At 66.4% G+C, this 11,574-nt stretch carries 14 protein-coding genes; 5 read left to right on the top strand and 9 right to left on the bottom strand.

Features of this window, described 5'->3' with window-relative positions:
• The first annotated feature begins 158 nt into the window (after positions 1–158).
• A complete protein-coding gene (locus L1088_RS08475; protein WP_234554610.1) occupies positions 159–827 on the top strand; it encodes a PIG-L deacetylase family protein in 669 nt (222 codons plus the stop codon).
• Positions 818–1,237, top strand: a complete 420-nt coding sequence (locus L1088_RS08480) for an archease (RefSeq protein WP_234554540.1) — start codon at positions 818–820, stop codon at positions 1,235–1,237. The genes L1088_RS08475 and L1088_RS08480 overlap by 10 nt, the downstream gene beginning before the upstream one ends.
• Here L1088_RS08480 and plsX read toward each other — a convergent pair.
• From plsX to folK, 4 genes are read right to left on the bottom strand one after another with little or no spacing between them, the layout of a single operon-like run.
• Positions 1,226–2,206 (bottom strand): phosphate acyltransferase PlsX, encoded by a 981-nt coding sequence (gene plsX / locus L1088_RS08485; protein WP_234554541.1) that lies wholly within the window; start codon positions 2,204–2,206, stop codon positions 1,226–1,228. The genes L1088_RS08480 and plsX overlap by 12 nt on opposite strands.
• Positions 2,203–2,535 carry a thioredoxin gene (gene trxA / locus L1088_RS08490; protein WP_234554542.1) on the bottom strand — a complete coding sequence of 111 codons (333 nt, stop codon included), beginning with the start codon at positions 2,533–2,535 and terminating at the stop codon, positions 2,203–2,205. Before trxA ends, plsX begins: the two co-directional genes overlap by 4 nt.
• Positions 2,536–2,593: 58 nt before the next feature.
• Positions 2,594–2,974 carry a S1 RNA-binding domain-containing protein gene (locus L1088_RS08495; RefSeq protein ID WP_234554543.1) on the bottom strand — a complete coding sequence of 127 codons (381 nt, stop codon included), beginning with the start codon at positions 2,972–2,974 and terminating at the stop codon, positions 2,594–2,596.
• 39 nt (positions 2,975–3,013) lie between these two features.
• On the bottom strand, positions 3,014–3,493 hold the full coding sequence (gene folK / locus L1088_RS08500) for a 2-amino-4-hydroxy-6-hydroxymethyldihydropteridine diphosphokinase (RefSeq protein WP_234554544.1): 480 nt from the start codon (positions 3,491–3,493) through the stop codon (positions 3,014–3,016).
• Positions 3,494–3,734: 241 nt separating this feature from the next.
• Here folK and lysJ point away from each other — a divergent pair, with 241 nt between their 5' ends.
• From lysJ to L1088_RS08515, 3 genes are read left to right on the top strand one after another with little or no spacing between them, the layout of a single operon-like run.
• Positions 3,735–4,916, top strand: a complete 1,182-nt coding sequence (lysJ, locus tag L1088_RS08505; RefSeq protein ID WP_234554546.1) for a [LysW]-aminoadipate semialdehyde transaminase LysJ — start codon at positions 3,735–3,737, stop codon at positions 4,914–4,916.
• A 1-nt stretch (position 4,917) separates the two neighbouring features.
• Positions 4,918–6,006 carry a [LysW]-lysine hydrolase gene (locus L1088_RS08510; RefSeq protein WP_234554549.1) on the top strand — a complete coding sequence of 363 codons (1,089 nt, stop codon included), beginning with the start codon at positions 4,918–4,920 and terminating at the stop codon, positions 6,004–6,006.
• A gap of 9 nt (positions 6,007–6,015) precedes the next feature.
• Entirely contained in the window at positions 6,016–7,623 is a 1,608-nt protein-coding gene (locus L1088_RS08515; RefSeq protein ID WP_234554551.1) for a GGDEF domain-containing protein, read from the top strand.
• A 58-nt stretch (positions 7,624–7,681) separates the two neighbouring features.
• Here the strand turns inward: L1088_RS08515 and L1088_RS08520 are convergent, their stop codons facing one another.
• From L1088_RS08520 to L1088_RS08540, 5 genes are all read right to left on the bottom strand, one after another.
• Positions 7,682–8,293, bottom strand: a complete 612-nt coding sequence (locus L1088_RS08520) for a helical membrane plugin domain-containing protein (protein ID WP_234554553.1) — start codon at positions 8,291–8,293, stop codon at positions 7,682–7,684.
• Between the two features lie 8 nt (positions 8,294–8,301).
• Positions 8,302–9,438, bottom strand: a complete 1,137-nt coding sequence (locus L1088_RS08525; RefSeq protein ID WP_038049115.1) for an NAD(P)/FAD-dependent oxidoreductase — start codon at positions 9,436–9,438, stop codon at positions 8,302–8,304.
• Positions 9,439–9,559: 121 nt separating this feature from the next.
• Positions 9,560–10,564 (bottom strand): hypothetical protein, encoded by a 1,005-nt coding sequence (locus L1088_RS08530; protein ID WP_234554555.1) that lies wholly within the window; start codon positions 10,562–10,564, stop codon positions 9,560–9,562.
• The gene (locus tag L1088_RS08535; protein WP_234554556.1) at positions 10,548–11,063 is read right to left on the bottom strand and encodes a c-type cytochrome; all 516 of its coding nucleotides are present in this window, start codon (positions 11,061–11,063) and stop codon (positions 10,548–10,550) included. Before L1088_RS08535 ends, L1088_RS08530 begins: the two co-directional genes overlap by 17 nt.
• Positions 11,056–11,574, bottom strand: a complete 519-nt coding sequence (locus L1088_RS08540; protein ID WP_038040390.1) for a DUF3341 domain-containing protein — start codon at positions 11,572–11,574, stop codon at positions 11,056–11,058. Before L1088_RS08540 ends, L1088_RS08535 begins: the two co-directional genes overlap by 8 nt.

Below are 11,574 nucleotides of genomic sequence, written 5' to 3' on the forward strand. Positions count from 1 at the left end.
CCCTGAGCCAGGATCAAACTCTCCAACAAAAAACGCCCTAAAGGCGTCCGTGGTTAGGTGTGTTGCCCTGTTCCCGCGCTTTCAAGATCCCCCGCCGGTCCAACCGGCGCAACATTGAATGTACCAGGGAGGAAGCCTTCTGTCAAGATGGGGGCATGGTGGACCTCCTGGTGGTAGTGCCCCACCCGGACGACGAGACCTTCGGAGCTGGGGGAGCGCTACTCCTCGCCAAGGAAGCGGGGCTCAGGACAGGAGTTCTCACCCTGACCCGAGGTGAGGCTGGAAGGACCCTGGGGCTTTGCCCCCCCGAGCGCCTGGCGGAGGTACGGAGCGAGGAGCTCAGACGGGCGGCAGAGGTTCTGGGGGTGGACTACCTGGACATCCTCCCCTTCCCCAACGCCCTACCCCAAGAGGTGGGAGAAGGGCTCCGTGGGCCCGCTACGGGCCAGGGCCTCCCTGATCGCCCGGAAGCGCAGGAGGCCATCCGGGAGAGGCTCCTCGCCCTCAGGCCCAGCTTTGTCCTCACCTTTCCCCCGGACGGGATCAACGGCCACCCCGATCACGTAGCCACCAGCCGCTACGCCACGAAGGCAGCAGAGGGCTTGGCCCAAGTGGTCTACTTCGTGCGGCCCGAAGGCCCCTGGCCCGTGACCCACCGCCTTCGCCTCCCCGAGTGGGCCCTGGTGAGGAAGCTCAGGGCCTTGGCCCAGCACAAGACCCAGGCCCTCTCGGTGCTGGACTTCCTGGAGAAGCACCCTGAGCGGTTATGGAGCGAGAGCTTTTACTTCCCAGGAAGCCTGGGAACAAAGGAGGGGCCATGGTGGTAAAGCCTTTGGACCACACCGCGGACGTGGGGTTTGCCCTCGAGGCGGAAAGCCTGGAAGGGCTCTTCCAGGCGGCCCTCCAGGGCCTTCTTTCCGCAATGTTCCAATCCCCCCCCAAAGGGGGCAGGAGGCGCCGGCGGATGGCCCTCGAGGCCGAGGACCTGGAAACCCTCCTGGTGCGCTACCTAAACGAGCTCATCTACCTGATCCAGACCAAAGGCTTCGTACCCGGGAAAGCCCGGGTAAGAGTGGTGCCCACGGGAAACGGTTTCCGCCTGGAAGCCACCTTGGTGGGCGAACCTTTCCAGGAGGCCTTCGGCTTCCAAGGGGAGGTGAAAAGCGCCACCTTTCACGGCCTTCAGGTCCGGGAAGAGGGCGGGCGCTGGCAGGCCCAGGTGATCCTAGACGTCTAGGGCAGCCAAGGCCCTTCGCACCCGGTCCATGAGGCCCCCTTCCACCAGGCGTTTGGCCCGGAGAAGGGCGTTTTTGACCGCCAGGGCATCGGCAGAACCGTGGCCGACGAAGACCGCCCCCTCCACCCCCAGAAGGGGCATGGCCCCGTACTGGGCGGGGTCCACCCGTTCCCGCACCCGGCGCAAGGCTCCCCGGGCCAGAAGGGCCCCGAGCCGGGCCAGGGGGCTTGAGGTGAGGGCCTCCTTGACCCAGCCGAGGAGCACCTTGGCCTCTCCCTCGGCGAGCTTCAGCACCACGTTTCCGGTGAAGCCGTCGGTGACCACCACCCCCGCGGTGCCCAAGAAGATGTCCCGCCCCTCCACGTTGCCGTAGAAGCGCTCCCCCAAGGCCGCCTTGAAGAGGGGGTAGGCCTCCAGCACCAAGGCGTTTCCTTTCCCCTCCTCCTCCCCGATGGAGAGGAGGCCCACCTTGGCCTGGGAAAGCCCCGAGGCCTCGGCGTAGGCCAGGCCCATGGCGGCAAACTGCACCAAGAAAGAGGGCCTGCAGTCGGCGTTGGCCCCCCCGTCCAGGAGGAAGGTGCGTCCCCTTTGGCTTGGGAACTCCACCAAGAGGGCAGGCCGTTCCACCCCCTTGATCCGCCCCAGGGTAAAGAGGGCCGCGGCCATGGTGGCCCCGGTATGCCCCATGGAGACCACCGCCTGAACCTCGCCCCGCTTCAGGAGGTCCATGGCCACCATGATGGAGCTTTCCCGGCGCCTTCTCACCTCGGTGGCGTGCTCCTCCATGCGGATCCAGTCGGGGGCGTGGCGGATGGGCAAGGCACCCCCCTGGCGGGCAAGCTCCTCCTTTAGGCGGGTTTCCTCCCCCACCAGGAGGACCTCCACCCCCTCCCTGGCCGCCAGAAGAGCCCCCTGGACCGTGACCCCGGGGGCCCGGTCCCCCCCCATGGCGTCCAGGGCGATCCTCATGCGCTCGGGGGCAGGTGCTTTTGGATTTTGGCCTCAAAATTGCGCTTGGGCTGGGCCCCCACCAGCACCTCCACCGGCTGGCCGTTCTTAAAGAGGATAACGGTGGGGATGCTCATGACCCTAAAGCGCATGGCGGTCTTGGGGTTCTCGTCCACGTCCAGCTTGGCCACCAAGAGCTTCCCCTCGTACTCCTTGGCCAGCTCCTCGAGGATAGGCGCGATCATCCGGCAGGGAGCGCACCACTCTGCCCAAAAGTCCACCAAGACCAGGGGGTGTCCCCCCAGGGTGTCGTCAAAGTTAGCGTCGGTAACCACAAGGGGCTTCGCCATACCCCCTCACTCTACGGCAAAACCCCGGGGGCATAAACCCCCGGGGGCATCTTTGGGCTTAACGCTTCCTCTTGCCGCCGCCCTTCTTGCCCTTGCCGCCACCAAAGCCCCCGGTGCCGCGGAGGAAGCTTTTGAGCTTATTCTCAAACTCCGGGGACTGCTTGGGCAGACGGCGGGGCCGGGGGGGTGGGGCTCCCTCGGGGGCGGGGACCAGGTCCTTGATGGAGAGGTCCAGCCGCCCCTTGGCGTCCCGGCCCTTCACCATCACCTGGACGATGTCCCCCTCGTTGAGGAAGTCCCGGACGTTCTTCACGAACTCGTGGGCGATCTGGGAGATGTGCACCAGGCCCTGCTCGCCGCCCGGGAGCTCCACAAAGGCGCCAAAGTCCGTCACCCGCACCACGCGGCCCTCTACGATGCTTCCCGCTTCGATCTCCACTTTCCTTCTCCTCGCGCGGTCTTGCCCGCGATGCCCCCACTATAGCACAAGGGGCCGCACCCCCTTGGCGTCCAAGGGAGCAAGCAACTGGGCGAAGGTCTGGCCTAAGAGGGGGTGCCGCCCCTCGGGAATGAGGTCGCAGAGGGGCACCAGGACGAAGGCCCGTTCGTGGAGCCTGGGGTGGGGCACCTCGAGGCCCTCCTCCTCCAGGACCCAGTCCCCATAGAGAAGGAGGTCCAGGTCAATGGTCCGAGGCCCCCAGCGCTCCTTACGCTCCCGCCCCAAAGCCCGCTCGATCTCGAGAAGGGCCTCCAAGAGGCGCTGGGGAGGAAGCCCTGTGTCCACCTCCGCCACCAGGTTCAGGTAAGGAGCCTGGGGCGGGCCCACGGGATCGGTTTCGTACACGGGGGAAAGCCGCAGAAGCCGGGTCTCGGGGAGCCGGGAAAGGAGGGAAAGGGCCTGTAAAAGATAGCCCGCCCGGTCCCCCAGGTTGGCGCCCAGGGCCACGTAGGCCAGCACCTTCCCAGTTTAAGTACCCCGTCGTGGCTGGCGCCACGACGGGGGCCCCAAAGAAAGCATGGGCACGCCGCTTGGGCTTTGGCCGATGGAGCAGCTTTCGCACGCGGGTACTTAGACGTTGACAGGGACGTCCCGCCCTCCTACCCTGGAGAGGAGATGGCCGCCCGGGGCAAAAGCTGAGGGAGCCTGGGAAGCGTGGCTTCCCGGGCCCGCCCGGGGGCTTTTCTTTTGGGAGGGAAGCATGGTGAAGGAAGACTGGCGGACGCTTTTGGAGGCGGAGAAGGCCCTGGACTCTGGGGTCTACACCAAGCACGACCTCCTCTTGGTCCGAGGGCAGGGGGCCCGGGTGTGGAACGCCGAGGGCAATGAGTACATCGACTGCGTGGGGGGCTACGGGGTAGCCAACCTGGGCCACGCCAACCCCGAGGTGGTGGCGGCCATCCAAAAGCAGGCGGAAACCCTCCTCTCCATGCCCCAGACCCTGCCCACCCCTATGCGGGGGGAGTTCTACCGCACCCTGGTAAGCCTCCTTCCCCCCGAGCTCAACCGGGTCTTCCCCACCAACTCCGGCACCGAGGCCAACGAGGCCGCCATCAAGTTCGCCTGGGCCCACACGAAAAGGCGCAAGCTGGTGGCGGCCATGCGGGGGTTCTCCGGGCGCACCCTGGGAAGCCTTTCCGTCACCTGGGAGCCCAAGTACCGCGAGCCCTTCCTGCCCCTCCTAGGCCCCGTGGAGTTCATCCCCTATAACGATGTGGAGGCCCTGAGGCGGGCGGTGGACGAGGAAACCGCGGCGGTGATCCTCGAGCCCGTCCAAGGGGAAGGGGGGGTGCGCCCCGCCACCCCGGAGTTTTTGCAAGCCGCCCGGGAGGTGACCTGGGAAAAGGGCGCCCTCCTCATCCTGGACGAGATCCAGACCGGCATGGGCCGCACGGGTCGGCGCTTCGCCTTTGAGCACTACGGGGTGGTACCCGACATCCTCACCCTTGCCAAGGCCCTGGGGGGCGGGGTGCCCATAGGGGCAGCGGTGATGCGGGAGGAGGTGGCCAGGAGCATGCCCAAAGGCGGGCACGGCACCACCTTCGGCGGGAACCCCCTGGCCATGGCCGCGGGGGTGGCCGCCCTGCGCTACCTGGAGCGCACCCGGCTTTGGGAGCGGGCGGCGGAGTTGGGCCCCTGGTTCATGGAAAAGCTCAAGGAGATCCCCTCCCCCAAGGTCCGGGAGGTGCGGGGCCTGGGCCTCATGGTGGGCCTCGAGCTCAAGGAGAAGGCCGCCCCCTACATCGAGCGCCTGGAGAAGGAGCACCGGGTGCTGACCCTGCAGGCGGGCCCCACGGTGATCCGCTTCCTGCCCCCCTTGGTGATTGAGAAGGCCGACCTGGAGCGGGTGGTGGAGGCGGTGCGGGCGGTGCTTACCTCCTGAGATGAAGGCGGACGCCTTAGACCCCGTGGAGTTCCTCAAAGGGGCCCTGGAGATCCCCTCCCCCTCAGGGGAAGAACGCCTGGTGGCGGAGTACCTGGCGGAGGGGATGGAGAGGCTGGGCCTTAGGGGCTTCGTGGACGAAGCGGACAACGCCCGGGGACAGGTGGGGGAGGGCCCCGTGCAGGTGGTCCTCCTGGGCCACATCGATACCGTACCCGGGGTGGTGCCCGTCAGGCTGGAGGGCGGCAAGCTCTTCGGCCGGGGGGCGGTGGACGCCAAAGGCCCCTTCGTGGCCATGGTCTTCGCCGCGGCGGGGCTTTCCCAGGAGGCCAGGAAGCGCCTCACCGTCCACCTGGTGGGGGCCACGGAGGAGGAGGCCCCGAGCTCCAAGGGGGCCCGCTTCGTGGCCCCCAGGCTCAAACCGGACTATGTGGTGATCGGCGAGCCCTCGGGCTGGGAGGGCATCACCCTGGGCTACAAGGGGAGGCTTTTGGTGAAGGTCCGGCGGGAGAAGGACAACTTCCACTCCGCCCACCACGAGCCCAACGCCGCGGAAGAGCTCATCAGCTACTTCGTGGCCATCAAGGCCTGGGCCGAGGCCATGAACGTGGGGCAAAGGGCCTTCGACCAGGTGCAGTACACCCTGCGGGACTTCCGGGTCCACCCCGCAGAGCTCAAGCAGGTGGCGGAGATGTTCTTTGACCTGCGCCTTCCCCCTAGGCTTCCCCCGGAAGAGGCCATCCGCCACCTCACCGCCTACGCCCCTCCTACCATCGAGCTGGAGTTCTTCGGCCGGGAGGTGCCCTACCTGGGCCCCAAGGACACTCCCCTCACCCGGGCCCTGCGCCAGGGGATCCGCAAAGCCGGGGGGAAGCCCGTGTTCAAGCTGAAGACCGGCACCAGCGACATGAACGTCCTGGCGCCCCATTGGAAGGTGCCCATGGCGGCCTACGGCCCGGGGGACTCCACCTTAGACCACACCCCCCACGAGCACGTGGAGGTGGAGGAGTTCTTGAAGGGGATTGAGGCCTTGCGGGAGGCCCTCGAGGCCTTGGCCAAAGCGCACACACCCCTAGAAAACCTGGGCTAAACTGTGGGCGTGGTTCCTTATGTTTTGGGCCTTTCCGCCCTCCTCTTATTCCTCGGCTTATTTCCGCCCACCGCCCCCTGGAGCGAGCGCTTCCTCACCCCTTGCGTGGCCCTGGTGGGGGGCGGTTTCCTCATACGCCAAAAAGAACGCTCTCCTGGCCTAGGGCTCCTCTTTTTGGGCATAGGTGACCTGGCCTGGACCCTGGAGGAGTTGGGCAACCTGCCCCGCGGACTCTACCTGGAGTTTCCCTATTTGATCAGCTACGCCGCCCTCACCTTCTGGCTCCTGAGCCTGCCCGGCAGGCCGCCCCGCCTATCCCTTGGCCTCCTTCCCCTGGCGCTGTTAGGCCTGCTCTCAGCCCTGAGGCCAGAGCTGGGCATCGATCGCATCTACACCGCATGGGACGCCCTGCTCCTTCTCCTCCTCCTGCCCCGGTTGGAGTCCCTCTTCCAGGTGGGGTTAGGAGGGCGGGCCCTTTGGGGGGTGGGCTTCCTCCTCTTCTTGGTAGCGGACATGGCCTACGCCTTCCTGGAAGCGGCGGACGGCTACCCCACGGGCCACCCCGTCCACCTCCTCTGGACCTTGGGGTACGTCCTCCTGGCCCTGGGGGTGGTGGAGGAACGGGAAGGACACGCCTCCTTTTTGGGGCAAGCCCTGGCTCTGGGCAGTCTCTTTTTCATGCCCGCCGTCCTCCTCAACGACCCCACCCCCTGGAGTGTCCGGCTCCTGGCCCTCTACGGGGGGCTGGTGGGAGGGCTGGGCCTCCTCTATGCCCTCCACCTGGAGTGGCGACGCACCGAGGAGAAGCGGTTCCGCTGGACCCGCTTCTTGGAGGCGCTGGCCCGCCTTTCCCCCAGCGTGACCCAGACCCTGAGCCCAGAAGGGGTTCTCCTGGGGGCCCTGGGAGCAGCCCAGCACCTCCTTCCCCAGGCGGTGGGCCTCGAGGTGCGGGGAAGGCGGGGCCTGGTGGGGGAGCGTACCCCCCACTCTTTGCTCATCCCCCTAAACGGGGACGCCGCCTACCTCTACCTGCGCACCCCCCCGCAAGAACCCATACCCCAAGGCTTCCTCTCCCTCCTGGGGGAGCGCATCAAGCAGGTGCTGAAGCAGGTGGAGTGGGGTACCCTGGCCCTCACCGATCCCCTCACGGGCCTCCTGAACCGCCGGGCCCTGGAAACCGAGCTCCCCAAGCTCCTAGCCCTGGCCCGCCGCTACGGGGCCCCCGTGAGCGTGGTGATGCTGGACATCGACCGCTTCAAGCGGGTGAACGACACCTACGGCCATCCCGTGGGGGATGAGGTATTACGCCTCCTGGGGCGCATTCTCCAGGCCAGCGTGCGCCGCGAAGACCTGGCGGTGCGCTACGGGGGGGAAGAGTTTTTGCTCCTCCTCTACGGGGCCGACCGCGAAGCGACCAAGGAGGTGGTGGAGCGCATCCGCTACCGCTTCCGCACCCAACGGGTGGAGCCCATCCCCTACCCCCTCCCCCTCTCCGCGGGCATCGCCGGCGGAGAGGTGCCGGAAGGGGAAGCGCAGGTGGAGGACTGGATCCTGAAGGCCGACTACGCCCTCCTGCGGGCCAAGGAAACCGGGCGGGACCGGGTCACGCTGGCCTAAAACCCCGTTGCGGCTTGCGCCGCAAGGGGGGCCCCAAGAAGCGGGGCGCGCTTGGCCCTTACTTCTTGGGCATCATCTTGGCCATGAGGGCCTCGAGGGCCTTCATGTCCTCGTTGAGGTGACCAAAAGCTTTACCCAAGGCCTTCAGGAGCAAGAAGAGGACGCCCAAAGCCTTCTGCACCTCGGGGTCAGAAAGCTGCTTCAAGACCCCCGTGAGGCCTACCCGGGGCGGATCCCGCATCACCTCGGGGGTGAAGGTCTCGGAGAGGCCCCGCTGCAGGGCGCCCGCCATCATGCCGATGGCCGCGGGCTCAATGCGGGAAAGGATGTCCAGGACGTTGGCCCCATGGGAGAGGAGCCTTAGGAGCTGGGGCTCCATGAGCATTCCCAAGCCCTCCCCGAAGTTCTCCGAGAGGTGGCCCAAGAAGGCCAGGGCCCCCGATTTCTCCAGTTTCTCTAAGGTTTCCGCTAGCTTCTCCAGGGCCTCGGCCTGGTCCAGGAAGCGAGCCAGGAGGGAGATGAGCTGCAGGTTCTTGGGGTCCAAGAGAAGGCCCAGGTTCTCGGCAAGGGTCTCCCCGGCCCCCATCTGGGCCAGGAGGCCGAGCCCACTCTTTTCCAAGACCTCCTCTATCTGGGCTAGCCTTTCTTCCACCGTAAGCATCTTCTCCATGGCCCCTCCTACTCGATCAAGGTGGCGAACCAGAAGCCCTCAAAGAGCATCTTGGTCACCCGCACCCACTTGCCCACGGCCATCACGCCGCAGGAGGGCATGCCCGTGCCCGCCAGGAGCCGCTCAAAAGAGCACTGGGGCAGGAGGGCGTTGTCGCCAAAGTCCATGATGCACATGGCCACGGGGTTGAAGGGCTCGCCGATATAGGCCCCCTTGAGGTCGGAAGCGATGACCCCGGCCACGTACTCCCCTTGGAAGTGGGCCACCACCCCGGCGGGGGGCAGCATCAGGGAGGGGTTCACCGTGTCCCCGATGACGAAGACGTTGGGGAACTTGGTGGAGCGGAAGGTGGACTTGTGCACCTCGGGGAAGCCCTGAGGCCCCGCCAGGGGGGACTCCCGCACCACCCGGTTGGGGGCGAAGGGCGGGGTGAGGATGAGGAGGTCGTAGGGAAGCTCCCGCCCGTCCTTGGCCTTCACCTTGCCCCCCTCAAAGGCCACCGGCTCAAACTCCCCGTGGAAGGAGATGCCCTTGGACTTCAGGATCTCCATCACCTTGCCGGAGATCACCGGGCCCATGCCCGCCAGGGGCAAGGGGTTCAGGTGGAAAACGTCCACGGTGCTCTTTTCCCGCACCCCCTTGACCTTCAGGGCAAACTCCGCCTGGCCGGCCACCTCATAAGGGGCGGGAGGGCAGGGGTAGTAGGGGGAGGAAACCCCCACCACCACCCTGCCGCCCTTGAAGCCTTTGAGGGCCTCCCGGAGCTTCAGGGCCCCCTCGAGGCTCCAGGGGGCGAAGCTGTCCTTGGCGGGAGCGGGCATGGCCTCAGCCCCCAAGGAAACGACCAGGTAGTCGTAGGTAAGCTCCCCGGCGCTGGTCCGCACCTTGTTGTTGGCCGGGTCCAGGGCCTCCACCGTGGCCTGCAGGTACTGGATGCCCCGTTTTTCCAGGTTGGCCAGGGGCCTCTTCACCTGCTCGGGCTCCCGCATGCCGAAGGCCACCCAGGGGTAGGCGGGCATGAACTCGTGGTAGGCGTTCTTGTCCACCAGGGTAACCTCTACCTCGCGGCCCAAAAGCTTCTTCACCTTGTTGGCCGCCACCAGGCCACCCGAGCCGCCTCCCAGAACCAGAACCTTCGTCGCCATCTTCCACCTCCCGGGTACCCTTACCGTGTACCCCTAAGTCCAGGATGCACCCATCCTCTTTGTGAAGGTAGGTGCAAATGCCCCGCCCCCTGGGCGGGGCCATCCCTGGTTTAGGGAATCCTCAGGAGGGGTTCCGCAGGCGCTGGAGGAAGAAGAGGCCAAGGCCCAGGAAACCCAGCACCTCCCCGATCCCCACCCCCCGCCCCAGGGCGGGGAGCACGTACCAGGCCAGGTGCAGAAGGCGGAAAAGGGGAATCCAGAGGGCCACAGGCAGGAGGTAGCGGGCCTGCCGCTTGGGCAGGTTGGTGAGGAGGTAGAGGAAGGGGAGGAGGAACCCACCTACGGCCCATAGGGCGGCCACCCCTCCCCAAGGACCCTCCAGCCGCTTCAGGTAGAACTCCACCTCGTGGGGCAGGTCCCCGCCCCAGACGATGATGAGGGTGGTGGCCTCCACGTAGATCCAAATAATGGACAGGGCCAGAAGCAGGTTGGTATGGTTCTGGGCCTGGCCCATGAGGGCCGCCGTCCCCTGGCGGGCGGCCAAGGCCACGGCCACGGCCAGGGCCAGGAGGGCGGCGGAGAGGAGGAGGATGGCTCCAAAGGAAGCGGAGTAGAAGTGGGCCTCGAGGGCCATGAAAAGGTCATAGGTGAGGAAGGTGGCGGCGGCGAAGGTGAGGGGCAGCCCCCAGGCCCCCACCTCCGCCCGGTGCTCCCCCGGCTTCAGCTTCAGGAGTACCCAGGAGAAGAGGGTGAAGAAGAGGACGTAGCGCAGGAGCATGAAGGGGGCGTTCAAGTACCCCGCGCGGTGGGCCAGGATGGGGTCCAGGCTGGCCCCCAGCCGGGCCCAGGGGAAAAGCTCCGGCAGGAAGAGGAAGAAGGGCAGGCCCAGAAGCCCCACGAGGGGAAGGAGGCGGGCCAAGGGGTACAGGTAAGGCTCCAGGGGCACGCCCCAGCGGCTCCTTAAGGCGTTGTGCAGGAGAAGTACCAAAAGTGCCCCCAAGGTAAGGAGAAGGAAGAAGGCAAAGGGAAAGTAGGCAGCCGGAGCCCCAAAGAGAAAGGCTAAAGCGTAAAGAATCAGGCCCAGGAACAGGAAACCGGAACGGCTCGCCTCAATAGACCTCTGCATTGATCACCTCCAGAGGGCAGGCCTCCTCCTGCAGGCACCGCTTGATGTAGCGGGCGATGAGCCAGCGCTCCCTCTCGGGGATGCGGCTCTTGTAGGAAAGCATGCGGCCAAAGCCGTTGGTGGCGGCGAAGTAGAAGTAGCCCTCGGGCATGGCCTTCACCCCGGGGTCCAGGAAGGAGCGGGGCTTGGGCACCCCCAAGGGAACCACCCGTCCATCCCCTTCCCCATTTAGCCCGTGGCAGATGGCGCAGAAGGAGCGGTAGAGAACCCTGCCCCGCAAAAGCTCCCCCTCCGTGAAGGTGAAGGGGTTGTCGGCGAACCCCCCCTCGGGCTTGAGCCCGGTGCGCACCTCCAGGTTCAGGTTCTCCCCGAAGCGCACCCGTTCCGGGGCCACCTGGACCTGCAAAGGGGCTTCCCGGAAGGGCTTCACCTTGGGCTGGTCCCACATCCAGCCGCAGGCGGAAAGGAGAGGAAGAAGGAGAAGGAGCCACCTAATCACGCCGCACCTCCTCCACCTCCGCCCCCAGTTCCCGCAGAAGGGCCTTGGTGCTCTCCAGGTCGAACCGGGGGTCTGTGGCGTAGACGAAGACCCCGTACTCGTCCAAAAGGACCCGCACGTACTCCTTGGCCCGCACCGCGGGGTGGGCGGCCAGGGGGAGGCCGTTTATGTACAGGAGGAAGAGGAAGATCCCCACGGTGATGGTGAGGATGGTGAGCTCAAAGGTCACGGGGATGAAGGCGGGCCAGCCCAAAAGGGGCTTGCCCCCGGCGTTGTGGGGGTAGTCCAGGGTGGTGTAGATCTGCAGGAAAAGCCCCAGGCCCACCCCCAGAACCCCCAAGCCAAAGGCGATCCAGGGAATGCGCCCATCCCCGCCCAGCACCTCCTCAATCCCTTCCACAGGGTTGGGGGTGAGGGCCTCGAGGTGGCGGTATCCCCTTCCCTTGAGCACCCTCAAGGCCTCTAAAAGCCTTTCCGCCGAGTCAAAGTAGGCCATGAGTCCATACAGCAT

Origin of the sequence: Thermus caliditerrae (assembly GCF_021462525.1) — a bacterium.
In the GTDB taxonomy this organism is placed as follows: Bacteria; Deinococcota; Deinococci; order Deinococcales; family Thermaceae; genus Thermus; species Thermus caliditerrae.

Bases quoted from the DNA above. Each gene is read 5' to 3' on its own strand.
- L1088_RS08480 (WP_234554540.1), top strand. From the start codon at position 818: ATGGTGGTAAAGCCTTTGGACCACACCGCGGACGTGGGGTTTGCCCTC.
- plsX (WP_234554541.1), bottom strand. From the start codon at position 2,206: ATGAGGATCGCCCTGGACGCCATGGGGGGGGACCGGGCCCCCGGGGTC.
- trxA (WP_234554542.1), bottom strand. From the start codon at position 2,535: ATGGCGAAGCCCCTTGTGGTTACCGACGCTAACTTTGACGACACCCTG.
- lysJ (WP_234554546.1), top strand. From the start codon at position 3,735: ATGGTGAAGGAAGACTGGCGGACGCTTTTGGAGGCGGAGAAGGCCCTG.
- L1088_RS08510 (WP_234554549.1), top strand. From the start codon at position 4,918: ATGAAGGCGGACGCCTTAGACCCCGTGGAGTTCCTCAAAGGGGCCCTG.
- L1088_RS08520 (WP_234554553.1), bottom strand. From the start codon at position 8,293: ATGGAGAAGATGCTTACGGTGGAAGAAAGGCTAGCCCAGATAGAGGAG.
- L1088_RS08525 (WP_038049115.1), bottom strand. From the start codon at position 9,438: ATGGCGACGAAGGTTCTGGTTCTGGGAGGCGGCTCGGGTGGCCTGGTG.
- L1088_RS08530 (WP_234554555.1), bottom strand. From the start codon at position 10,564: ATGCAGAGGTCTATTGAGGCGAGCCGTTCCGGTTTCCTGTTCCTGGGC.
- L1088_RS08540 (WP_038040390.1), bottom strand. From the start codon at position 11,574: ATGCTGTATGGACTCATGGCCTACTTTGACTCGGCGGAAAGGCTTTTA.